The 24,153-nt window shown below is 63.0% G+C and carries 19 protein-coding genes; 12 read left to right on the top strand and 7 right to left on the bottom strand.

What is annotated here, in order from left to right; translation table 11 throughout:
* Nucleotides 1-124 precede the first annotated feature (124 nt).
* Together ABZ824_RS30420 and ABZ824_RS30425 are read left to right on the top strand one after the other, a co-directional pair.
* Entirely contained in the window at nt 125-808 is a 684-nt protein-coding gene (locus ABZ824_RS30420; RefSeq protein WP_356967182.1) for a hypothetical protein, read from the top strand.
* A gap of 808 nt (nt 809-1,616) precedes the next feature.
* Entirely contained in the window at nt 1,617-3,068 is a 1,452-nt protein-coding gene (locus ABZ824_RS30425) for a hypothetical protein (protein WP_356967184.1), read from the top strand.
* A gap of 566 nt (nt 3,069-3,634) precedes the next feature.
* Here the strand turns inward: ABZ824_RS30425 and ABZ824_RS30430 are convergent.
* From ABZ824_RS30430 to ABZ824_RS30440, 3 genes are all read right to left on the bottom strand, one after another.
* A complete protein-coding gene (locus tag ABZ824_RS30430; protein WP_356967186.1) occupies nt 3,635-4,864 on the bottom strand; it encodes a DNA sulfur modification protein DndB in 1,230 nt (409 codons plus the stop codon).
* Nucleotides 4,865-5,034: 170 nt separating this feature from the next.
* Nucleotides 5,035-5,319 carry a hypothetical protein gene (locus ABZ824_RS30435; protein WP_356967188.1) on the bottom strand — a complete coding sequence of 95 codons (285 nt, stop codon included), beginning with the start codon at nt 5,317-5,319 and terminating at the stop codon, nt 5,035-5,037.
* 37 nt (nt 5,320-5,356) lie between these two features.
* Nucleotides 5,357-5,953, bottom strand: a complete 597-nt coding sequence (locus ABZ824_RS30440; RefSeq protein ID WP_356967190.1) for an exonuclease domain-containing protein — start codon at nt 5,951-5,953, stop codon at nt 5,357-5,359.
* Between the two features lie 275 nt (nt 5,954-6,228).
* Between ABZ824_RS30440 and ABZ824_RS30445 the strand changes: the two genes are divergently transcribed.
* The 5 genes from ABZ824_RS30445 to ABZ824_RS30465 are packed head-to-tail and all read left to right on the top strand — an operon-like array spanning nt 6,229 to nt 16,387.
* On the top strand, nt 6,229-8,298 hold the full coding sequence (locus tag ABZ824_RS30445) for an N-6 DNA methylase (RefSeq protein WP_356967191.1): 2,070 nt from the start codon (nt 6,229-6,231) through the stop codon (nt 8,296-8,298).
* The gene (locus ABZ824_RS30450) at nt 8,295-10,289 is read left to right on the top strand and encodes a class I SAM-dependent DNA methyltransferase (RefSeq protein ID WP_356967193.1); all 1,995 of its coding nucleotides are present in this window, start codon (nt 8,295-8,297) and stop codon (nt 10,287-10,289) included. Before ABZ824_RS30445 ends, ABZ824_RS30450 begins: the two co-directional genes overlap by 4 nt.
* On the top strand, nt 10,286-11,581 hold the full coding sequence (locus tag ABZ824_RS30455; RefSeq protein ID WP_356967195.1) for a restriction endonuclease subunit S: 1,296 nt from the start codon (nt 10,286-10,288) through the stop codon (nt 11,579-11,581). The genes ABZ824_RS30450 and ABZ824_RS30455 overlap by 4 nt, the downstream gene beginning before the upstream one ends.
* 4 nt (nt 11,582-11,585) lie before the next feature.
* The gene (locus ABZ824_RS30460; protein ID WP_356967196.1) at nt 11,586-14,762 is read left to right on the top strand and encodes a type I restriction endonuclease; all 3,177 of its coding nucleotides are present in this window, start codon (nt 11,586-11,588) and stop codon (nt 14,760-14,762) included.
* 56 nt (nt 14,763-14,818) lie between these two features.
* Nucleotides 14,819-16,387, top strand: a complete 1,569-nt coding sequence (locus ABZ824_RS30465) for a serine/threonine-protein kinase (RefSeq protein WP_356967198.1) — start codon at nt 14,819-14,821, stop codon at nt 16,385-16,387.
* Nucleotides 16,388-16,408: 21 nt separating this feature from the next.
* Here the strand turns inward: ABZ824_RS30465 and ABZ824_RS30470 are convergent, their stop codons facing one another.
* Both ABZ824_RS30470 and ABZ824_RS30475 read right to left on the bottom strand, forming a co-directional pair.
* The gene (locus ABZ824_RS30470; protein WP_356967200.1) at nt 16,409-16,624 is read right to left on the bottom strand and encodes a hypothetical protein; all 216 of its coding nucleotides are present in this window, start codon (nt 16,622-16,624) and stop codon (nt 16,409-16,411) included.
* Nucleotides 16,621-17,061 carry a DNA-directed RNA polymerase subunit beta gene (locus ABZ824_RS30475; RefSeq protein ID WP_356967202.1) on the bottom strand — a complete coding sequence of 147 codons (441 nt, stop codon included), beginning with the start codon at nt 17,059-17,061 and terminating at the stop codon, nt 16,621-16,623. Before ABZ824_RS30475 ends, ABZ824_RS30470 begins: the two co-directional genes overlap by 4 nt.
* A gap of 168 nt (nt 17,062-17,229) precedes the next feature.
* Between ABZ824_RS30475 and ABZ824_RS30480 the strand changes: the two genes are divergently transcribed.
* Both ABZ824_RS30480 and ABZ824_RS30485 read left to right on the top strand, forming a co-directional pair.
* Nucleotides 17,230-18,033: a helix-turn-helix transcriptional regulator gene (locus ABZ824_RS30480; RefSeq protein WP_356967204.1), complete on the top strand. Its 804-nt coding sequence runs from the start codon at nt 17,230-17,232 to the stop codon at nt 18,031-18,033.
* Nucleotides 18,034-18,035: 2 nt separating this feature from the next.
* Entirely contained in the window at nt 18,036-18,242 is a 207-nt protein-coding gene (locus tag ABZ824_RS30485; RefSeq protein WP_356967206.1) for a DUF397 domain-containing protein, read from the top strand.
* A gap of 95 nt (nt 18,243-18,337) precedes the next feature.
* On the opposite strand, the gene ABZ824_RS30490 is transcribed toward ABZ824_RS30485, so the two are convergent.
* On the bottom strand, nt 18,338-19,120 hold the full coding sequence (locus tag ABZ824_RS30490; protein WP_356967208.1) for a hypothetical protein: 783 nt from the start codon (nt 19,118-19,120) through the stop codon (nt 18,338-18,340).
* 122 nt (nt 19,121-19,242) lie between these two features.
* Nucleotides 19,243-21,408: an AIPR family protein gene (locus ABZ824_RS30495; RefSeq protein ID WP_356967210.1), complete on the bottom strand. Its 2,166-nt coding sequence runs from the start codon at nt 21,406-21,408 to the stop codon at nt 19,243-19,245.
* An 849-nt stretch (nt 21,409-22,257) separates the two neighbouring features.
* Between ABZ824_RS30495 and ABZ824_RS30500 the strand changes: the two genes are divergently transcribed.
* The 3 genes from ABZ824_RS30500 to ABZ824_RS30510 are packed head-to-tail and all read left to right on the top strand — an operon-like array spanning nt 22,258 to nt 24,067.
* Nucleotides 22,258-22,566, top strand: a complete 309-nt coding sequence (locus tag ABZ824_RS30500; RefSeq protein ID WP_063022042.1) for a WXG100 family type VII secretion target — start codon at nt 22,258-22,260, stop codon at nt 22,564-22,566.
* Nucleotides 22,566-22,853 (top strand): WXG100 family type VII secretion target, encoded by a 288-nt coding sequence (locus ABZ824_RS30505; RefSeq protein WP_356967213.1) that lies wholly within the window; start codon nt 22,566-22,568, stop codon nt 22,851-22,853. The genes ABZ824_RS30500 and ABZ824_RS30505 overlap by 1 nt, the downstream gene beginning before the upstream one ends.
* Nucleotides 22,853-24,067 (top strand): colicin E3/pyocin S6 family cytotoxin, encoded by a 1,215-nt coding sequence (locus tag ABZ824_RS30510; RefSeq protein WP_356967214.1) that lies wholly within the window; start codon nt 22,853-22,855, stop codon nt 24,065-24,067. Before ABZ824_RS30505 ends, ABZ824_RS30510 begins: the two co-directional genes overlap by 1 nt.
* The last annotated feature ends 86 nt before the right edge of the window (nt 24,068-24,153 follow it).

Below are 24,153 nucleotides of genomic sequence, written 5' to 3' on the forward strand. Positions count from 1 at the left end.
ATTCCGAAGGGCGGCGAGATCACCTTGAGCAACAACCCGGGGGGGGGGGACACTGGCCAGTGGCGGCTGTGTTGAGGCCGCGAAGGCCGTTGTCTCGGCTGTCGGACGCAGCCGCCATGCCGGGATGTTGGTCGGCGCGGTATTGGCGCTCGCGTCGACCGCCGTCCTCGCCGCGGGGCCGTCTGGCGCCGAGACGGACTCGCACTCAATAGGTTTCAACGCCTACGCTACGTCCACCTCGGCCGTCATCGAGATCGACGCGGGTTCACTCACCGTCGAAGACGGGGTCCTGCGGATCGCAGCCGACGACGGCCGTGTACTCGCCGCCGCAGAACTCGCCGCCCGCGTAGACGATTTTGTTTTCCCGATCGCCGCCGAGATCACCGACCGCACAGTCGTACTGACCCCGCAACTGGATCCCGAGCACGCGACCTACCGCCCGGTGGCCCTGCCCTTCGAGGACCAAGCGCCGTGGCGTTCGGAATACGACCGCGAACGTGACGCCTGGACCCGCCTGACCTCGACCATCGCCACCGGCGTCATGATCGGCACACTGGTCGGCGGAATCGGTGGCGCCGCAACGGGCTGCGTCCTCGGCGGCCTGGCCGGAGCAACCATCGCCTCGGCCACGATCATCGGCCTGTTCGGCCCCTTCCTCCCCGCCGCCCTCCTCGGCTGCCTGGGCGGTGTCGTGGCGATAGGGCCCCTCGGCGCCGTCGCGGGCCAACTGCTCGTCTCCGCCCCGATCGCGATACTGGCCGCGGTGCAGTACTTCACCACGATCACCGCGCCCATGCCCACTCGATGACGGCTGGTCGGCACGCCGAACCATGGCGACGTGCCGACTGAGAGCTTCCTCCAGCGGGTGGGTCTCGCGTTTCCCGCTTCGCCTCGGCACGGATCAACAGGCCTGTCGTTCTCTCACGTCGCAGGGATCGTCGGACATGATCGTGTATTCTTCCAACAGTTCAACTAACCCGGTCAGATTCATGCCGGAGATGGCAAGTCGCCACACGAATCTCAAGAGGATCAGCGGGTACGGCCTGCTCGACGCAGCCGGATATAGCCTCTTGACATGCGCAACTTCGGACAGCCGAGGAAATCGAAGAGCGCTTTGACCTCGCGGTCTGGCCAGGTCGCGCTGTATCGAGAGCGGAAAGTCGAGTTCGGTGTCGAACCGCTTATCGCTGTCGGGTGACGGCGCCCGCGTACCGTGCGCGACCAACCGCGGTCGTAAACGTCGGTGTCGTAGGCGCTTTCACTCAGGGACCGCAGCGTCGGGCGGCCGGTCCTCCCGCTCGACGCCCGCAGGCCAAAGGACGACGTGACCGGGCTCGTTCTCCAGTTTCCCGCCATACAACGGCGAACGTCACCGACCCGCCGGTGGTGTATATCCGAGGCTTGACAGGGCCCGCTCTGGAAAAGTGCGACGAATTCGAGCACTACCGCGATGCGTATGCTGATCTTCGGAGTGTCGCTTGGCGCGAGGCCGGTAGCCGCCAACACATCCAGGAGATTGCAGAGGAGTGGGCTCGGTGAGTCTCGGTTCGGAAGCGCACTTACTCAAGCTTGTCCGGCACAGCCAATAACGATGAATTGACACCGGGGGTAGAACGATGACCAGATTGATGCTGTTGACCGCCGAAGAAGCGGCGTTGGTCCTCGACGGCTACATCGCCGACCCGACGTATCGACCCATGCTGGTCTCGGTCTTCCGGTCGTCGGTCAACCTTCAGCAGCCATCCGATACTTGGGACGGCATCGACTCGCTGAGCCGGCAAGAATCCGCCGCTGCCGCTCCGCCGGCACGCCCGCGACAAGCCGAGCAGGTACGCGAGGACGACACGCCCATAACATTTCCGCGAATGGTGCCAGCTCAGTACTGGACTGCCCATGCGGGTTCAGTAGTCGTGCTGCTCGTCAGATCGCCCGATGGGTTGAAGATCGTTGGCTTGGCGGCTGTCAGCGGAGGAACCCGCAATCGGAAGAGCCATGGCATTCGCGATGTACAGGTCGGTCCATGGCGGGTTGTTCCCCCATTCCCGTTATCCGATTTGATGGAGGGACTCGACTCCGCGCAGCGAACGCGTCTGGAACGCATGTTGTACGAGCCAATCAGAGATCTTCCTCAGGCTATGGATGAGATTGTCCGCCGAAATCTGCGGCGACTGTATCCGGGATACGACGCCGCTGTACGCGAACTCCAACCAACCATGCCATCGGCAATCGACCGCAGCCTGGCGGGCGTACACGGCCGGGACCGTGTCGCTACAGCTCTGCGTATGTTCGGATACAAATACTGGAAGGATGTTGTTCCGGAGCCGAGCGATGAAATGGAGGAGCTCCGATCGGAATATGCGGATGCCCTGGTCGATTCGGTACTCGCCAATGAGGATGACTACATCACCGATGACGCGGCTGTGTTTCCCAGGTGGCAGCGGTCCGATCGTCCGAATCGGGGCTGGTGGGTGTTCCGAAGTAGATCCCGAAGGCTTTTGGTCAAAAACATAAATGTCAGTACAGCCGAAAGCAGGACTGGCGCCGATCTGGTGTATGTGCGTCGGAACCCGGATGCCGTTGTCCTGGTTCAGTACAAGTTGCTGGAAAAATCGAAGAAGCCTGCCCGGCTGCTCTACCGGCCGAACGACGGTCGGTTGGACTCGCAGATGAGCCGTCTGCTCGACCTGGAAAAGCCCCAAGAACGTGCAGTTGAGTGGTCGGCTGACGACTATAGGATTGGTCCCGGATTCACGTTCGTGAAGTTTGTCGCACCATATCCGTCCAATAGATCACAAGACGACGGGTTGTCGGATGGGTTCTACTTCCCCACGGCAGTACTGCAGAAGATGCTGGAGCAACCCGACGTCGGCCCGTCGGGAGGAACGGTCTTCTACCCTGATGCTCGCAGGTATATCGATCCGACCACCTTCGTGAAACTTGTGCAAGACAACTGGATCGGCACGACGGCAAAGGCAACGGACGTCGTGTTCAAAGCTCTTGGCTTGCGGAGGCCGGAAGAGCGAACTCCGTTCACCATCGCCGTCGATGAACTCAGAGACCCGTTGTGATCAGTCATCGGAAATGGCGGCATATCGCCGACTTGCGATCGTATCGAAGCGTTGGGCGCCTGCGTATCCATCGGATGGGAATAGACGACCGCTCCGTCGGACTTGAGTCGCCGCGAGCTGTGCATTGCGCTTCGTGCGGGTGCCGAGAAGTGCTCATAGGCGAGCTGTATGTCGCGCTCGCGGTCCACACCGATGGAAGGTTCCGCATAAGTGACCTCGTCACCGGTCGGTTCGGACGGGCTGAGGCAGCCGTTCTTGCGGTACGTGCTTATCAGCAGCACGGTTGTCACGTCGAGCGCGCCGCGGATGGCGAAGACCTGGTTGCGGCTCAGTGCGCTCAGCGCCCGGCCGCTCGCCCAGTCCAGCACTGGGCGCAGCAGACCGAGGAAGCGCGCCTCCGGCTGGTGCTGGCGTTGAGGCCCTTGCCTGTCTGGTCGTCCGCGGCTGGGCATCGCCGACTTGCGGCGAAGTGGCTGGCCTTAGCCGTTCCCGCACGCGGCCGTGCTGGAGGTAGTTCTGCGGTAGCTGACCCAGCCGCTGCCTGATGTTTCTCGGCGAAACCACGATCAGTCCCGATCGGACAGCAGACCGAGCTGCCTCTTGACCCGGTTCGAGGCCTCGCGGACCGGACCGCGCTGGGTGGCGACCTTTCCGTCCTCCGACAAGATGCTGTTCTGCCAGATCGTCGCGCTGCGTCGCCAGTCGATCTCGGTCGCGAGGCGCTTGTACTGGTGCAGGCGCCAGTCGAGATCGGGGCTCTTGCGAATTTCGTAGGCGACGCGTCCGATGATGACAAGCCCGGTCGCGGTCATGTTCACGTACTTCTGCCGGAAGTCGGCCACCCGGTTGGCCGGGCCGCCGCTGGTGGGCAGCGCGCAGATCTCCTGCCAAGGGTCCATGTGCTCGGACATGGTTTCGACGAGCGTGACCGCGTCGGTGACGAGCTCGTCGCGAGCGGTCTTGTCCCCGATCAGCTGGGCGCTCTGCCTGGCCACCGAATCCTCCGCGAGCGCGTAGTCGGCGAAAAGCAGTTCCTTGACGAACTGGCGGACCTGGTTGAGCAGGAACACCGACTGCGATGCCTTGGGCAAAGTCTTGGAAGTGGCGTCGACGCGGCCGCGAAAGAATCGGGTCCGGTCGACCAGATCGGCGAGAACGCCATTGACGGGTTCTCGGGTGTTGTACACGGCGAGGAGACTGGCCGGGATCTGCTTCGTCTGGGCGGCATCGGCGAAGTCCTGGTGAATGCGCTTGAGGTCGTCTTCGACGACGATCAACACCGCGAGGCTGTCGTTCTCGAAACCGGCTTCCAGGTCGACGAGCCCGGTGATAGCGGAGCGCCCGGCACCATGGCCTTTGATCGCGGTGATGCGGTGCTGCCCATCGGTGACGTAGAAGCGGACGTCGTCGCCGATCACCATGAAGCCGAGGCGGTTTTTGAAATTGCCGCGGGGGACGTGCAAGGCGGGCAGTTGACGAGCGTTCAGGGTGACCGGCGGGAGGATGTAATCCTCGGGATTCTCGCGGACGTAGCTGTTGATGTTCTTCACGTGGTCGGTCATCAGCGGCCGGTTCGTCGTATTGGCCGGGTCGCCGCCCTTCTCGACCGACTCGGACACAACCTGGCGGGCGAGGAAAGCGTACGGGAACGAGGTCGAGATCATGGTCCGCCGTCCTTGGCGGAAGACGGTGCAGGGAAACACGCGGGCGCCGGCCGCTGCCGCGTCGCCGGAGGCGGCCACCAGCGCCTTGTCGAGACCGTCGTGCTCCTGGAGGCCGATGTGGTTGTCGGACATAGCGAAATCTCCTGTCTATCAAGCTGATACGCGCAAGAAGGATAGTGTGGTGAGCGTGCCCCGGGGTGCGATTGCGCTACCTCGGAACTGGAGGCGAGCGGGCCGCCCGTGGCGCTTGCTCGCACACCGGGGGCGAGCTGAGCCGGCACTGCTCGGTATTGGAGCAAACGTCACGAAAGGCCGTCGAAGCTCCCGGTCGCCATGAGCGCGAGCAGGTGCAGCGGAATCTCGCTGTGCGGCACGATCGAGAGTCGGTAGACGCCGTTGTTCAGCCGATCGCAGAGCACGACCGCGTTCGGCACGCTGCCGATCGCGACCTTGTCGGCGTTGCAGGCGAATTCGGCTCCGTAACCGGAGTAGTGGCGAACATGAGCCTCAGCGGTCGCGCTGCCCGCTGTGGCGATGGCGATCGCGAACCCTGTGGCGACGAGGGCAGCGGTGGCGGTGATACGCATGGAGTTCCTTCCGATGTTGCGCGAATGACGAACGAATTCACCGGCCTGCGCGATGACGCGCCCTGCCGAGCTGGGCGAGCGGGCTTCCGACGGTCAGCGCCAGCTCGGCGATGCTGCCGACACCCGCGAGCGCGGCGAGCCGGATGGCGATATCGGCGGTGGCCGCCGCGTCAGCGCCCGCGTGATGGTGCTTGCTCAGAACCACGCCCAGCGCGTCAGCGACGTAGGGCAGCCGGTATTTCTCCAGCAACAGCTGTCGTTTCGACCAGGTATACGTGCATCCATACAGCCAGTCCGGCAGGTCGGCGCCGCCGAAGGCGCAAGCGCGGGTGAGATTGTCCATGTCGAAGGCGGCGTTGTGCGCGACCACCGGCAAGTCGCCTACCACCGCCAGCACCTCGGGCAGCCGTTGAGCGAAGCCGGGCTGACCGGCGACGTCGTCGGGCGTGATCCGGTGTACCCGCACGTTGTACGGCGAGAATTCGCCGATCGCGGACGGGGGCCTGCACAGCCAGGTGTGGGTGCCCACCCGGACGCCGCCGCGCACGATGGCGACGCCCATCGCGCAGATGCTGCCGCGTCTGGGATTAGCCGTCTCCACGTCGAACGCGGCGAAGGAGAGGTCGGATGCCATGGGTTTCCTCCGGGGAAGTGGGCGGACGGATGGCCCGAACGGGAAATCGTCCGCATGCAGGTCTCGAACGCTCGGCAGGCCCGAGCGTGGCCAGGCAGTCGAAAAGAACAGGTGTTAATGAGATCCACTGGGGCTCAGCTTGATTGGTGGATCGATGTGGGGCCGCCGGTGGATGAGATGAACCGTAACGCTAGCTGAAAACATTGTCAATCATGTCTTCGATGGTTGACTTTGACGTCATGCTCCGGGAGTCTGGACCTCCGAGAGGAGGGACCATGTCGGAAACCACCCCGTTGGTCACCGCCGCGGAGATCTCCCGGCTGGCCGGCGTCACCCGTGCGACCGTCAGCAACTGGCGCCGTAGGCACCAGGACTTCCCCGGTACGGCCGGTGGTAGCGAATCGCGTCCGCTGTTCGATTGGAATGAGGTGCGGCAATGGTTACGTGAGCATGGCGTCGAGGCGGCGGAGTCGCCCGCTCAACGCTTGCGCACGTTCCTGCGCACTCAGCTCTCGCCAGTCGTCGTACCCGAGCTGTTGGACCGTTTGATTTGTTCTTCGCGCGACAACGGGTTCTCGGAACTGTCCGAAGAAGCTGTGCGGGAAGCGCTTCGGGCGACGCATTCTGGACCTGATGCCGAGAAAGCCGCCCGTGTGATCGGTGGAGAGCTGCCCGCGATGCTGCGGGCGGCCGAGGCCGAGGTGGGGATAACGGGCACGCTGGAGATACTGGCCGAGCGCGGTCTCGACGGCACACCGACCACCGGTGCCTATCCCACCGAGCAGCCCGTCGCAGCGCTGATGGCCGACCTTGCCGCCGCCGTGACGCCACCGGAAACGGTGCTCGACCCTGCATGCGGCAGCGGGACCCTTCTCGCGGAGGCTGTCCGAGTCGGCGCGCGCACATTGCGTGGCCAGGACGTGCTCGCGGTCCAGGCCGCACGCACCGCCGCGCTGCTGCGATCGCGAGCCGCCGGTCTCGAGATCGACATCCACACGGGTGACAGCTTGCTGGCTGACGCGTTCCCCGGCCTCGCCGCCGATGCTGTCCTCGTCAACCCGCCTTACCAGCAGCGAGATTGGGGCGCCGACGAACTCGCCCTCGATTCCCGGTGGGAGTATTCGGTGCCGCCGCGCGGTGAATCCGAGCTGGCTTGGGTGCAGCATGCTCTAGCCCATCTACGGCCGGGTGGTATCGCCGTTCTGCTGCTTCCGCCCGCGGTTGCCGCCCGCGGCTCCGGGCGGAAGATCCGGTCCGAACTGATGCGTGCGGGTGCCGTCCGAGCGGTGGTCGGCCTACCCGCGGGTGTCACCGCGCCGCGTCAGGTGGGGCTGCACCTGTGGGTGCTCCGCCGACCCGAGCCCAGTGGGCCGAATCCCGATCAACTGCTTTTCGTCGACACCACCGCGACGATGAAGACCGGAAGCGAGTGGGACTCGCTGGCCCGCATCGTGCTCGACTCTTGGCGTGCTTTCGACCAGGGCGATTCCGCGTCCGCCGCGGTCCCCGACGTGGCGACCGCCGTGCGAATGATGGATGTGTTGGACGACGATGTCGACCTGACACCCGCGCGCCACGTGCGAGCGGCTCTGGACCCGGCAGGTGTTTCCGGAGCGGCGAACGAGGCGATCCGCGTGCTGGCCGATGAGCTGGCGATGCTCACCACGGCTGCTGCTACGGTCAGTGCATGGTCTTCCTCGACCAAAAACCCTTGGCGCGCAGTGACTGTCGGAGATCTGATGCGTGGCGGTGCGGTGCGGACGATCATCGCGGCACGCGGACCGGCCGACACGGGGGGCGATGTCAGCGAGAAGCCGCGTCCGGTGCTCACCGGCCGTGACCTGGTGACAGGCGCGGCGCCGTCAGGCCTGACCGCATCGGGATCTCCGGATGACCAACCCGTGATCGCCGCGGGAGACGTCCTCGTCTCCCGTTTCCGAAGTGATCATCGCGCCACCCAGGGCGCCCGCGTGGCGGACGGCGCGGACGTCGGCGCGGTCGCGGGCACGGGTGTCGTGGTGTTCCGTCCGGACCCGACCAGATTGGACCCCTGGTTCCTGGCCGGATTCATCGGCAGCGCCGAGAACTCCGCTGCCATGGTGGGCACCACGACGATCCGCCTCGAGCCCGCCCGGCTGCGCATACCGATGATGAAGCTCGCTGACCAGCAGCGCTATGGTCAGGCATTTCGCCGCTTGGACCAGCTGCGGTTGGCCGCTCGTCGCGCTGCCGCCGCCGCACAGCACACCGCCGACCTGATCGGCACCGGCCTTACCGTGGGCGCGCTCGCGCCCCAGCACACGAATATCGACGCGGAAACAAAGGATTCGGAAGGTAGGAAGTGAGTACGAGGAAGCACACCGAACTCGCCAACCACGCCTGGTCGGTCGCCGACCTGCTGCGCGGGGACTACAAGCAGTCTGATTACGGCAAGGTGATCCTGCCGTTCACGGTGCTGCGCAGGCTGGAGTGCGTGCTCGAGCCGACGCGAGACGCGGTGCTTGCGAAGCTGGAACAGATCAAGGACCGCGACCTGGACGTCGACCCGTTCCTGCGCAAAGCCTCGGGCACCGTCTTCTACAACGTCTCCGACCTGACCTTGAAGAAGATCCTCGCCGACCCCGGTTACGTGGCGAAGAACCTGCTCAACTACGTGGGCTCCTTCTCCGAGAACGCCCGCGAGGTGATGGAGAAGTACGAGTTCGCCCAGCAGGTGAAGCGCCTCGACGGAGCCGGGCTGCTGTACCAGGTGATCGGCAAGTTCGCCGATCTCGACCTGCATCCCGAGGTGGTCTCCAACCACAACATGGGTTACGTCTTCGAGGAACTGATTCGGCGCTTCGCGGAGCAGTCCAATGAGACCGCCGGTGAGCACTTCACCCCGCGTGAAGTGATCGAACTGATGGTGAACCTTCTCGTCGCGCCTGACCCGGACCTCGTCGGCACCCCCGGTGTCACCCGCAAGGTGCTCGACCCCGCCTGCGGGACCGGCGGCATGCTCAGCTCCGCCGAAGAACACATCAAGCTGATGAATCCGCAGGCGCGGGTGGAAACCTACGGCCAGGAACTCAACCCGGAATCTTGGGCGATCTGCCGCTCCGACCTGATGATCAAGGGGCAGAACCCCGACAACATCGTCTTCGGCAATTCCTTCAGCGATGACGGGCACAAGGACCTGCGCGCTGACTACCTACTCGCCAACCCGCCCTTCGGCGTCGAGTGGAAGAAGGTCAAGGCCGATGTTGAATGGGAGCACCAGAACCTGGGTGAGGCGGGCCGATTCGGAGCGGGCCTACCTCGGATCAACGACGGCTCCCTGCTCTTCTTGCAGCACATGCTCTCCAAGATGAAGCCGGTCGACCTCGGTGGAGGCGGAGGCAGCCGGGTCGCCATCGTCTTCAACGGTTCACCGCTGTTCACCGGCGCCGCCGAATCGGGCGAATCCAACATCCGCCGCTGGATCATCGAAAACGACTGGCTCGAAGCGGTGGTCGCCCTCCCGGACCAGTTGTTCTACAACACCGGCATCTCCACGTACTTCTGGATTCTCACCAACCGCAAATCTCCCGAGCATGAGGGCAAGGTTGTGCTGCTCGATGCCCGCGACTACTGGCAGAAGATGCGGAAATCGCTGGGCGACAAGCGTAAGTCGATTTCCCCCGAACAGATCACCGAAATCACCCGGCTCTACAGCAACGCCCTTGAGGTCGCCGCTGACCCCGACCATCCGCAGCACGGCAAGGTGAAGGTCTTCGCCAACAACGATTTCGGCTACCAGCGCATCACCGTCGAGCGTCCCCTGCGGTTGCGTTTCGAACTTAGCGAGGAAGCGCTCGACAAGCTCGCGGGCACCGCCCAGGTCGCCAAGCAGTATTCCGACACCGACGCCTTCCGTCGGCTGCTACAGCCGCTCGTCGGCTCCACGTGGAAAACCAAGGCCGACGCCGTCACCGCGTTGAAGGACGCAGTCGTCGGTGCCGGCGAGCCGTGGCCCACCGGAGCGCCGTTCAATAAGACACTTCGTGACATCCTCGGCGTCCGCGATCCTGAGGGTGAAGTTCAACTCGTCAAGGGGGAACCGGAGCCGGACTCCGACCTTCGGGACTACGAGAACGTTCCCCTCGATGAGGATGTCGAGGACTACCTCGCGCGCGAGGTTCTTCCGCATGTCGCTGATGCTTGGATCGACCACAGTAAGACCAAGATCGGGTACGAGATTCCGTTCACGCGGCATTTTTATGTGTATACGCCGCCGCGTCCGTTGACCGAGATTGATGCTGAGTTGAAGGCGCTAGAGGCGAAGATCCAAGAGTTGTTGGGGGAGGTGACCCGATGACTGAGGTCACTATTGCCCCATGGTTGGCGTCTTCACGCTGGCCCACGGCGCCTATTCGGCTCGTGGCCAGTCTGGGTACTGGGCATACGCCGAGTCGGAAGGTGCCCGAGTACTGGGACAATTGCACCATACCATGGGTAACGCTTGCTGATGTTTGGCAACTGCGTAGTGGCGGCGTGGATGTCATTTCGGAAACGAAGGAGAAGATCAGTGAGCTCGGCATGGAGAATTCTTCTGCCGCGTTGCATCCGCCAGGGACGGTAATCCTCTCTCGGACGGCATCAGTGGGCTTCTCCGCCATGTTGGGAACGGCCATGGCTACCAGTCAGGACTTCGCAACTTGGACCTGTGGGCAACGTTTGGATCCGAGATTCCTGCTTCATGTTCTGCGTGGTATGGCGCCAGACCTGAAGCGGGTCTCCATGGGGTCCACCCATAAGACGATCTATATGCCGGACATCGAGCAGTTACGGACTCCGCTTCCTCCGCTGGAGGAGCAGCGCCGCATCGCCGACTTCCTTGACGCCGAAACCGCTCGCATCGAGAAGCTTCGATGTTTTCGGGAGCGTCAACAAGCCTGTCTACTTGAACGGCAAGATTCATATATTGCATCGCAAATTGATCGATTGTTCTGTGACCACGGTAGGTTGGCGCTTCGCCGGGTGACGACTTCGATCGAACAGGGCTGGAGTCCTCAGTGTGACGAAGTTGGAGCTGATCCAGCGGAGTGGGCGGTACTGAAGACGAGCGCTGTTAGCTCTGGAGAATTTCGTCCTTTGGAGCACAAGCGGCTCCCCTTCGATGTTGAACCCGATCTGAGGTACCAGATCAGGGATGGCGATATTCTGATGACGAGGGGTAGTGGCTCTGCTGCGCACGTCGGAGTTGCGGCATTGGTTCGCACGGACGGGCGTCAACTTTTACTTAGTGATCTTTTGTATCGTATTCGTCTTGAATCAGCATGGTTTCCGGAATTTGTGCAGATCGCACTTAGAAGTAAGCCGGTCCGAGGCTTGGTACATCTACTGCTTCGTGGCCAGTCTGGGCAGACAATAAAACTTCGAGTTGAAGATGTTGGTGCAATAGAGATACCATTTGTTCCTCCTGCGGATCAGCCGGATATCGCTTATCACTTGCGGAAAATTGTGTCCGATACTTCCGATTCGATTAAAGCGATCGAGCGTTCGAATTCGCTTTTGATCGAACGCCGTCAGGCACTCATTACCGCAGCCGTAACGGGCCAATTCGATGTCACGACCGCCAGCGGGCGGAACATCACTCAGGGGGTATAAGAGCATGAGCCCGGTCCACGACGAACTCGCCTTCGGCGACGCGATCGTTGCGAGCATGCGGAAAGCCGGTTGGTTGCAAGGCAATCCGCACGAGTACCGGCCCGAACTTGGGCTCGATATGGGTGAGTTGCTCGCCTTCATCGGCGCGACGCAGCAGGTGGAGTGGGACGACCTGATATCGGCTTACGGGGGAGACCAGGATGCCGCGCAGCAGAGTTTCGCGAACACTGTCGATGAACAGATCGGGAAGAAGGGCCTGATCGAGGTGTTGCGGTCGGGTGTCAAGGACCGGGGTGTGCGGATTCGGCTGGCGTATTTCAAGCCGAATCTGGTGACGTCCGAGGCGGATCTGGCGGAGTACCGCGCGAACCGGCTGACGGTCGTGCGGGAACTGCGATACGCCACCAAACGCGCGGACGCGGGCAACGAGCTGGACTTGGTTCTCATGCTCAACGGCATCCCGGTCGCGACGGCGGAACTGAAGAACCCGCTCACCGGACAGACCGTAGAGGACGCGAAGAAGCAATACCGCACCGAGCGCGACCCGAGTGAACTGATCTTTACCCGCCGGGTGATCGCCAATTTCGCGGTCGACCCGCTGCTGGTGTTCGTCACCACTCAGTTGCGCGGCCCCAAAACCCAGTTCCTGCCGTTCAACACGGGTTCGGAAGGTCCAGGGCGTTCCGGCGGCGCGGGCAACCCGCCCGCGCCGGGACCGGGCCAGTACGCCACCTCCTACCTGTGGGAGACGATCTGGCATCCGGACAACTGGCTGGACATGCTGGAACGCTTCGTCCACACCCAGCAGTCGAAGGGGCCTGGCGGGCGCAAGAGCATGTCGATTGTCTTCCCGCGTTTCCATCAATGGGATGTGGTCAAGATGCTCGCCGCCCACGCCGCCGCGCACGGCGCCGGCCACAACTACCTGGTGATGGCTTCGGCGGGTTCGGGAAAGTCCAACACCATCGCTTGGCTGGCGCATCGCTTGTCCGACCTGCATACACCCACCGATCCGGCCGCGCTCGACCCTGAAGCGTCAGCGGGTGGGTTGCTGACGGGTATCCCGGTTTTCGACAAGATCATCATCATCACCGACAGGCGCAACCTGGACGCTCAGCTGCGCGATACCGTGGGCAGCTTCGAAAAAGTCCAGGGACTCATGGTGGACATCGATGAGAAGCGAGGGGCGAAGTCGGAGCAGCTCGCCCGAGCTTTGAACGAAGAGTCGGGCAAGATCATCCCGATCACGCTGCAAACCTTCCCCGCCCTGCTCGACTATCTACGCCGCAACGAGGCCGAACTGCGGCACGGCCGGTTCGCCATCATCATCGACGAGGCGCATTCCTCGCAGTCGGGTGACGCGGCCACCGCCGTGCGCGCGGCCCTGCGCGACCTCGGTCTCGACGCCGATGACGACGAGGCGGGTGCCACCGAACTCACGGTCGCGGACCGGCTGAGGCGTAAGGCCGAGGATCGCAGCAAAGCTCACAACATGTCGTACTTCGCGTTCACCGCGACTCCGAAGGCCAAGACTCTTGAAGCCTTCGGCACCCTGGTCGGCGATAAATACCAGCCCTTCCACACCTATTCGATGCGTCAGGCAATCGAAGAGGGCTTCATCCTCGATCCGCTGCGCAATTACGTCACCTACAAAACCTTCTACAAGCTGGTCAACGAGAATCCCACCGATTACGAGGTGCCGGAGTCGAAGGCGAAGACGCTGCTGGCGCGGTTCGCGTTCACCCACCCGTCCACGGTGGCGCAGCAAGCGCAGGTGGTGGTCGAACATTTCGTGACCCACACCCGTCCTCGTCTCCAGGGGCGGGCCAAGGCGATGGTGGTGACCGACTCGCGCAAGAGCGCCGTCGCGATGAGCCGGGCCATCCGCCGCCACCTCGAAGACACCGGGTTCGCCAAGAAGTACCCGGATATCGGCGTGCTGGTGGCTTTCTCCGGAACGCTGGACTACGAGGGTGAGGAGATCACCGAATCCAAGGAGAACGGCGGCCTGCCGGAATCCCAGCTGCCGAAGGCTTTCGCGTACACGCGCGCCGACGATATGGCGACCCGCTCGGGCGGCAAGGGTCAGCGCGAGTACCGGATCCTGGTGGTCGCCGAGAAGTACCAAACCGGTTTCGACCAGCCCTTGCTGACAACGATGTATGTGAACAAGTCACTCTCGGGCATCGCCGCGGTACAGACCCTGTCACGGCTCAATCGGACCGCCGAGGGGAAGTCGGTGGAGGACCTCGCCGTCCTGGACTTCTACAACGAGGCCGAGCACATCCAGGAGTCGTTCCGCCCCTACTACGAGGAAGCCGAAGCGCTTCCCACCGACCCCAATCTTCTCTACCGAGCACAGGACCGCGTGCTGGCCCCGCCAATCCTGTTGCAACAGGAGATGCGCGATTTCGCCGACGCTTACACGCAGGCGGAGCAGCGGGCCGGTGGTTCACAGGCCAAGTGGCAGAAGTTGCACGCCGAGTTGTACCGGCACCTCGAGCCCGCCGTCGCGCGGTTCTCCGTGCTGCTGCACAGCGACGAAGCCGATGACGTGGAAACCGCTGAAACCTTCCGCACCGACCTGCGTGACTTCGTCCGCAAATACGGGTTCCTCGCTCAGATCGTGCCGTATCAGGACATCGAACTGGAGATGTTGCACCTGTACGGAAAGCACCTGCTCAACGTTTTGCCGAGGCTGGAGGACGGCGGCGTCGATATCGGCCAGGTCGATCTCAGTCACCTGCGAGTCGAGCGGACCGGCGAGCACGACATCGGTCTCGAACCGGAAGGCGCAGCTGTGTTGCCCTCGTTCGCCGACGGTTCGGCTGGCGCCAAGGACCCGGAGCAGGCGTTGTTGTCGGCGTTGATCGCCGAACTCAATGACCGCTTCGGTCTCGAACTGGGTGAGGATGACCTGCTCAAGCCGTATCGCGATGCCCTGGCCGACCCGAATGTGGAGCTGGCCGCCCTCGCCAACCGCAATGAAGAGGACTTCCGTAACCAATTCGTGGAGGTCCTGCGCGACAAGATGATGGACCACATCGACACCATCGTCGAGGTCGGTAACAAGTACTTCAACAAGGCCGATCCATCGTTCCAGGAGACGGTGAACCGTCAGCTCAGCCGCGCTGCCTGGCGGACCATCCGCCGCCAGGCCGGACTCGACAGCGTGGCCTGAGACGACGGCGTTCGGATACCGTCGCAACTGATAGCGGCATTGAGCAGGGGTGCAGGATGCGGGAGCGGCGGATCGACAACCGATACGAGTTGACCGAGGAGATCAGCTCGGGCGGTATGGGTTCGGTGTGGCGGGGCTACGACACCGTGCTGGACCGGGAAGTCGCGGTCAAGAAGATCCGCCTCGACCAGGTGCAGACCAACGAGCAGGCCAAGGAGTTCACTCAGCGCTTCCGCCAGGAAGCGCGGGTGACCGCGCGCATCCGCTACCACGGGGTGCCGCAGGTATTCGACGCGGTGCTCGACGCCTCGTTCGAGGTGGTGTATCTCGTGATGGAACTGATCGACGGGATTCCGCTGCGCGACTACATCAACCCCGGGAATCCGCTGCCGCTCACCTGGGTGGCCGCGGTCGCGGCGCAGATCGCCACCGTGCTGTCCCATGCTCACGCGATCCCGGTCGTGCACCGCGACCTCAAGCCGGACAACGTGCTGGTCACCCGCGAGGGCGCGGTGAAAGTGATCGATTTCGGTATCGCCGCGATCCTCGATGGGGGACCGAGGCTGACCAAAACCGGTCAGCAGATCGGCACCTTCCGCTACATGGCTCCCGAACGAGTGCAGGGCGCGCGGGTTCAGAACCCGAGCAGCGACCTGTACTCGCTGGGCTGCATGGTCCACGAAATGATCAGCGGTGCACCGCTGTTCGCGGCAGAGTCCGAATTCGATCTGCAACTCCAGCACGTCGACGCCGAACCGCAGCCGCTGCGTGAGATCCGACCCGAGGTCCCTGCCGATTTCGAGCGGCTGGTACTGGACCTGGTGCAGAAGTCGCCTCAGGATCGCCCGGCGGATGCCTGTGTGGTGTACGAACGCCTGCTGCCGTTCCTTCCCGGCCCTGGCGCCCCCGTCGATCCTGCCGAGCTGTACCTCCCCGGCTTTCCCGACCCTACGCGAATCTTCCGGCGGCCCAACGCGCCGCTGGAGACTTCGCAGATCGAACCCACCCGCCTGCGGCCCAACGCCGCGCCGCCGACCGTTCCGCTCTCGGCGATGCACCTGCGAACCGCGGTCGAATCGGCGGAACGGCGCTACAACGAACTGCTGGAGCAGGGCCGATTCGATCAGGCCGCGGCCGCGCTCAACGCTGTGCTGGACAGCGCCGCCGAGGTCAATGGCGCGGACAACCTCGCGGTACTCCGGCTGCGCAGTCTGGTCGCGGCCGCCTGGTCGCTGGGCGGAGAACACGGCAAAGCGAAGCGAGAGTTCGAGGCGCTCGCCGACGCATACCGCCGTGTCCAAGGCCGCTTCAGCGAGTTCGCGTGGGACAGCCGCGCCGGCGCCGCCCGCTGCCGCATCGCACTGGGCGACATCGACGGTGGCATCTCCGCAATGCGGTCGGTACTGGACGAGGTCGTCTCGGCAAACAGCGACGGCGGCGAAATGGCGTTGGCCCTGCGCTTCGACCTCGGTGAAATGCTCGCGAGCACTGGGCAGTTCGCCGAGGCGAGGACGTTGCTCGAAGCACTGCACGACGATCTCTGCGTCATCAACGGGCCTGCGGACGAATTCACGGTGGAAGTCGCGGAGCTTCTGCGGACGTTGCCGGAGGAAGATCGGAACTAACCGCTCCCTGCCCGCTGGCGTTCACGGATCCAGGTAGAGACGCTCGCACGGCAACCGGTCGAGACCACGCGTCGGGCCGGGAATGACGGTGATCGGTTCGTGCTCGCGGGCATGCCACTCTGCGATGAAGCGGAGGGCGGCGGTGCGGCACGCGGCGTAGTCCAGCCGGATTCCGTGTAGAAAGATGCTCAGGTGGAGGTCTGGTTCGCCGGGGCGCGGTGTGCTGCGATCGGTCACGGGGCGCAGGCGACGAGGGCGTCGAGTACCGTCTTCAGGCTTGGGCGGTAGCCGTCGCGAGCTGGTTCTATCCATCTGCGGTAGGCTCCCTGATCCGTGGGGGAGGGCAGTGCGACGATGCCGAGTGGCGGGATGATCAGAGAGTTGGTGCGAAGTAGGGTGCGCGCGTAGAGCGAATGGTCGTCAGCCTCGGCCGAGTAGCCCGTGATAAACGTGTACCTGCGCGATCGATGCCACACGATCGGTCCCGTCCACGATCGGGCGAGTAAGTACTCACGGATCGCGTTTCCGAGTGTTTCCGGCGTGGTGACCGCGCGGACTCGACCGCCGATGGTGACGGCGATGCGTCCGGATCCATCAATGTGGCAGGGCAATTGGCAGACGGTGCGGTAGTAGTGGCAGCGGCCGAGCGCGTCCGCTACGGCGGATACGGACATAGTTACCCCCTGGATGCTCGTACGTGTGGGTGCGCCCGGTCCGACATGTTGACGGCGTCGGACAGGTTGCGAAGGGGTGCGCGGCGTCCCTTCCTCCGGGCGCAGTGATAGCTTGACGCTTCAAACGAATGTGATCCACGGCACTTAAGAGGCGTCTATGATGCCTCTATGCGACGCAAGCGGCTGATCGACGCGCGGAAGGCATCGGGGAAGACTCAGGAGCAGATCGCAGAGTTCGTGGGGGTCGACAGAACGACACTAGGTAAGTGGGAGCGTGGTGAGTCCACGCCGCAACCAACCCAGCGAGAACGATATGCCGAGGCTGTCGGTGTGTCCCTGCGTGAGCTGGACGCGATGCTGAATGGGGTCATGCCGCGCGTCAATGAAATGCCGGAATGGCTGACTACCTATCTCGGTATGGAGCAGTCGGCAACCATCGTCCGCGCTCATGAGCGCCGGGCCGTCTACGGTCTTCTGCAGACGCCCAGGTATCTCGAGAGTCTTGGTAGCAAGGTGGGAATCTCCGGCATGTCGGACACTTACTTGCAGCGTACGGTCGACCAGCGAATCTACCGGCAGAAGCGAGTGCGGAATGGAGATCTGATAGTCGACGTAGTGCAGCCGGAATCGGCGCTGCATCTTCGCATCGGAGACGGACAGGTGATGTCCGAGCAAATGCGGGTAATGGCCGAGTTGGCAGACCTGCCGAACGTGACCATCCGGATCAGCATGTACGACGCTGGCTTGTATGAAGCTCTGCGGTTAGGTGACTTCTCGATCATGACGCATCCATGGGGTGGATACGATCGGGTGCATGTCGAGGGCAATGGCGGTGGGCGGTTTCTAACGGATGTGGACGAAGTTGCATACTTCTCCGCCGCGTTCGATCATGCGTGTCGAGTAGCGCTGTCTCCCAAAGAGTCACGTGAGTTCATATTGGAGGCTGCTGAGAGATGGAGCAGGAGATGCTAGGTATGAAGCAAGACTCGAACGAACTGGACTGGCGGAAGTCGACGTTCACCAGTCCGGAGACTTGCGTAGAGGTTGCCGCGATTCCAGGGGGCGTACTGGTCCGCAACAGCAACGCACCTGAGGCCGGAACATTGGAGTTCACCCGAGCCGAGTTCGCCGCTTGGCTGGAGGGATGCAAAGCGGGAGAGTTCGACGACCTCGCTGTCTGATGCGGTGGGCGGCGTGAGCGCTCCTCGACCTTGTTGCGCCGCAGGGCCGACCCGACCGCACAGATCGATCGTCTGCCAACGCTGCGGCCGCCGAGTTACCGCGGTGCCGTTGTTGTCGCAGGCGGAGTGGGGTCGACGAGTAGTCGTACCTCCAGAGGGGCAACGTTTGCGTCGAGACGTACGGCAGGGCTGTAGACGCCGTCGGGAGGGAGATACCCACGGATGTACGCGGCTCGTTGCACCAAACCGTCCTTTGTGAACACGAGAATGCTGCCACGCTCGGTGAAGATGGGTTCCATCTCGACCGGAGCGCCGACGAACGCCTCGACTTTCGCACGGGTGTCGGCGGTCACGACGTAGACTCGGTCCCAATCGCCGCCGGTGAGATCGTGGAGCAGAGCTGAGCCGTGCGTGCGGAAAAGTTTGTCCTTCTTCGCCTCCAGATCGGTGTCCTCGATAAGGTGTGGACCTGTCGGTCGAGGCTCCACGAATTCGAGATAGCGCGGGTAGCCGGGCGCCCAAAGCTCGACGTCTGCGGTGTAGAGCCCTGAAATCAGTGGCACATCAACCCAAGTCGCATGCTGAACGCCGTTTCCTTTCGCGAAGATCAGCACTGACGCGCCACTTTTGGAGAAGGTGTCCTCCATCTCCACCGGTGCACCGACTTCTCGCTCCACCTGTTCCCGGCCGAGGTATTCCTGCTGGTACACGTAGACGCGGTCCCAGCTTCCGCCGGCAAAGTCGCGCAGTGGCGCGGAGCCGCCCTTCCGCCACAGGTCGTTCAACTGTACGGAAAGCTGCTCGCCCTGGCTCAAGCGCGGTTTGTGCAGACCGCCGCCCACGTATACCAGAGGTCCGAGCACCGCCAACAGCGGCACAGCGAGGAGAAGAACGCCCCACAGCGCCCTGCGAAGCCACTGTCCCTTAGTAGTAGCCCCCGTCCCGGGATTCACCGCGCGTTACCTCCGGGTCGTGCCTAGCTCGCGCCGGAAGCTCCTCATCAGTAATCTCCGTCCCCATCGTCGTCCGAACCTTCGAGTTCGTCGAGCACCCGCCACGCCAGGTCGGCCAGCGTCTCGCCGGAACTGGTTACCCACCGTGCGGTTCCTTGGTTAGCCACAGGCCGCTGCTCCCATTGCGCCAGTTCCCACATGTAGGAGACGAGCCCGGACGGCGAGTACTGCTTACCATCAGCGGCCCAAAGGAGCGGCTTGAGGCGGTGCGGTACCCACGTTGCCCGCGCCCGCTGGGGATCGGCCGCGAGCCAGTCCTGCATGGCCTCGGCCTCAACCGAATAGGCGGTGGAGAGCGTGAGCGGATCGCCCTCGGCAAGAACATTTTTGTCGATCAGGACAGACACTGCACTAGGACGCCGACGCTTCCGTGTTGCGGGTATACGACGGTATCTGTCCGCCGACGCGGCCTTGTTCCTGGCGGAGCCGTCGCCGAGCACATACTCGGCAACTTCCTTACACCGCAGCACGTCCGAGCAAACAGCCCGAACTTGCGAACGGTCGCCATAGAGTTCGTCGATCGCGGCAGCCACAGCGGGCAAGAAGGTTTTGATCAAGCTCGGTGTCTGCTCGACAGCACGAGCCAGCCATTCCAGTTTCGGATCGGGTTCATCGAGGGCTTCGGTATCGAGGCTTCGGAAGACAAGGTAAGCGAGGAGGTAAACGCCATGTTCGGTCAGCGCTGCCCCTCTGCCCTCATAGCGTGGACGGAGGGCATGGAGGCTTCGCCGTACCTGCCTCAGTACATTCACCGCATTCCACAGGAGGTAGACGCTGGGCTGGGGACGGAACAGTATGTCGTGGATTCCTTGCGAGCCACGCTCCCAAAGCACGTCGAGTGTGGTGGCGATCCGTGCTGCATACTGACTGTCCGGGTGCGCGCAAGCCAGCGCACAGGCAGCCTCGACGACTGAGCAACCTGTATCTGGATGCGGCTCCAGCTCGCCCCGGCGGACGCTGTACTCCAAGCCGAGCTCGGCTCGCATCTCCTCCATGATCGCGGCCTGAACCGACTCCAAGGCAATGAAGTCGCGCGCTTCGACGCGATTCTGTCGATTGGTCGCCTGAGTAGTTCGCTTGGCGAAATCTTTTGCCTTCCCCGTCACGATGATGCGTACGCCGATCTGGGCTGAGGCAGCAGTGTCATCCATCGCGACTGCCTCGGCCACTGAGCGAACGGTCTGAGCTCCATCGACTACGCTGGCGTCACGCAGGATTAGGCTGAGTGGCCGTGTATGCGGTGTCCGCATGGATTGGTGGGTTTTCTCGACCGAATTGCAGAGAATGGTGATGCCATTGTTGAAGTACCAGAAGTGAGCCGGTTCCGCGGTGAGCGTCTCGATCAACTCGTTATTGATTGCGGTCCTACCAAGTGGATTGCGAATATTCAGGTTAAACAAATTCGAGCCCTGCTCAACCCATTCGGCTACCTGTGCTGCCTCCGCCACACCTTGGTACGACTCATACGGCGCGGGGATCGCGAACCACGGGAACAGATCGGCTGATAGCTCGACCGGCTGGGGTGCGAGATCCTTTCGGACCGATTCCCAAACCTCGCTGGCGAGAATTATGCGGTGCCGCAGCATCTCTCCATGCCGGTTGAACTCCTTTTCACCGTTTAGGAGTGCCCCGCGAAACCCTGATGTGACCTCGTCAGCTCGCATCAACACAGCCACTTGCGTCACAGGTACTGTGCCTTTATCCATGACGGTTTTGGCGAGTTCGGCGAGCTGCCGACCGCGTGGGTTAAATGGAGCGAAGTCCTCGTCGTCAATGAGACGCAAACCAGCGAGTAGTTCCATCACCGCCGAGCGATCACTGGGGGCCTTGCCGTACTTGCTCCACTTCGCCTGAACGAGATAGATGTGGGGATCAGCGCCATCCACGACGGCGAGAGCATCGATGCCTTGATCGGCCACACCGTCGATCACCGTAAGCGCAGCCTCGGCCGGGCTGAAGCCGGTGACGATACGCACTGCCTGAGCGGCAAGTGCTCGAGACAACACCCGAGGAGTGAACTCCTCCTCCGGCTTGCCTTCGAGGTCGCTGATGTCCAGCAGTCCCGACTCGACATAGACCTTCTGAAGGGCGTTCCCGACTTGGCGGACCTGTCGTGGCACATCGTCGTGCCCGCCGCGGGTGTTGGTGCTCAAACTCTCTCCTCCTGTCGGGCAAACCATTCTGGCCGGGATTCCCACAACTTGTTTTCTCCGTCGGCGATTCCCTATCAAGCGTGCGGGTCGATGCAGACGCGAGCTCAGCACCGTTCTCGTGTCATCGAACCGTCACCGTGCTGTCGACTACCGCTGACCCGTTGTATTCGTAACGCGAACGCCGGGCGTGGCGTTGTTGTTGACGAGCGAAAGGTCGATCGCGGGTTGGGTCAACACCTGCACTGTGAATCCCGAGTCCGTCGTAGAACTGTCCTCCCACAGCCGCGTATGCGTCACATCTTCCTCCGCGTACTTCGAACTCGTTCCCGGCCACGGATCGGGCAGGGTGCGCCCCTGGTCGAGCACTGATCCATCGGCGCGCGATGATCAATCGTGACATGTTGCGCGCGTCGTTTCAGCTTGAATACGTGGAAGGGGTGAGACATCTGGCCGATAGGGGGATTCGGTGTCGGTGTCGGAGGGAGTGTTTCGTGTAGGAAGGATCTACCTGCCTCCAACTGCTTTCCACGGGGCGGCTCTAGTCGGGCCTGTGATGACGGGCGGGCAGTATGGGAGTAGACCGGACAATCGGTGGCGAGCTAGAGGGCGCAGGTGGGTAGACGTTGCGCACAGCCGGGCGTGTTCACCGGCCCGTCCGTAAGATGTCCGGCGGAGCCCGCTTGAGCGGGCTGCCGGTGGCCAGCTCCAGCTGGATGAGATTGTCAGTGCCAGAGCGCGAGGAGCGTGATGGCGAGATCCACTGATATCTCTCCATCGACTGCGGAAGGCCCACTCCTGCTTCGGAATTCCCCTCGCTGTTCTCCCTCGACTCCGTGGTAGCGTCGCAAGGTGCATAGCAATCCCGAACAGATGCATGCCGCAGCCGACCGGATATCGGCTAGGGCGAACGAGTTCTGGGACGACGTCGAGGCGTTGCGCAAGGAAGCCGACGCGCTGATGTCCGCCGATTGGACCGGCGAGGCGGCCGATTCGCACGCCGCGCTGTGGACCGAGTGGGTGGATTCGGCACGGAAGGTTGCTGCCGCTCTCAGCGAGGATGCGGCGTTGATACATCAGGCCGCTGACAGGTACGTGAAGACCGATAACAGCAACGCTGGCGACCTTACGTACGTTCAGTTCAACCTGGGCAATCCGTAATGTCCGCCTACACTGCCGACACCGACCGAATTCTGGCCCTAGTCGAGAAGGCTCGACGAATCGGTCAGCAGATCGAACAACGCATCGCCGATGTCGAGCGCGAAGTGGCTGCGCTGCACATCGAGTGGGAAGGCGCGGCGGCGGAGGCGCACCGGTCGAAACATGACACCTGGCACCGCGAGATGAACGACATGAAGACGGCTCTCACGGAACTCGAAAACGCTGCCCGCGCCGCTCGGGACCGATACCTGGCCAACGTTGCTCACAACCGGGGAATGTGGCCCTGATGGCGCCCATCACCATGGACCCAAGCGTCCTGTACAGCGCAGCGACCCTGTATGAGGCGGCCCGTAACAACGCCGACGGCGTCATGCGAACGCTCGCCGGGGCACTGGACAAAGACTGGGGCTGTGCGGGCAGCGACAGCGCGGGACGCACCTGGGCCAGCAGTTACGACCCGGCCGCATTCAACGCCGTAGCCGCCGGAACAGATATCGTCAATGCACTCGGCAAGCTCCATGACCTGCTTGCCTTTACCGCCGTAAATCATGTCAATACAGAGAAGCTCAACAAGACGCCTCCTGAGACGCCGGACCCGTCGCCCTCGGTCCTCGAGACCACGACGGCACCGACATTCAAAGGTGCATTCGGCGGTGACACCGACCCGCCGTTCGGGTGGGAATTGGTCAGCAGCTGGCTGCAGGGCCACACCTGGCCGAACGGAAACCCCGACAAGCTGAGGAGGCTCGGAAAAGCGTGGAGAGACGGAGCTAAAGGGCTACGCAGTGCCAGCGATGGTACCGGACAGGCGTGGCTGAACCTGGAGGAGATCGCCTCAGAAGAACTGCCACAGGCGCTTGCGCAGATGGACGTGGTGTTCACAAGCGTCGAGACCGTCGCTACGAAATACGAGAGTCTCGGTAGCGCATGTGACGATTGGGCGCAGCAGATCGAAGACGCGCACCAGAAGATCCTCGCCATCCTCGCGGGCGCGCTCGGTATCGGAATCATCGCCGGGGTCCTGGTCGGCATTTTCACTGCGGGAACAGGAGCCGTCGGGACGACAGCCGCAGCGGGGAGTTCCGCCGGCGCCGCCATCGTCACCGTGCTGATCGCGTTCGACGCAGCCGCTGCCCTTGCCGCCGGTGTGACCGTCGCGGCGGGTGCGGCGGTCATCGGCGTGGCCACCGAACTGCAGCCCCTTCTGGAAGCAAACCCCACCCAGTTCAACGCCAGCACGACCGCAGGCGGGGGTAACCACAACTATGTCCCTCCACCGAAAGGTGGGTTGCCAGGCTTTCCAAAAGCGCGGCCGGTGAAGAAAGTTGGACCGCGATACAGGCAGCGATGGCAAGACAATGATGGCAATATCTACGAGTGGGACTATCAGCACGGCGCTGTGGAGAAATACAGCAAAAACGGTAAACATTTAGGCGAGTATGATCCCGATACGGGAAATCAAACAAAGCCACCCGACCCGGGCCGCGTGCCGGGCCGGTGAGATCTTCGAGATCGTCCGAGCATCGCGAACGGTCGAGGCCGCCGCGGGTGGTAGCCACTAAAACAGTCGTCACCGAACGCCATTGG

It is taken from the genome of Nocardia sp. NPDC047038, assembly GCF_040644075.1.
In the GTDB taxonomy this organism is placed as follows: Bacteria; Actinomycetota; Actinomycetes; order Mycobacteriales; family Mycobacteriaceae; genus Nocardia; species Nocardia sichangensis.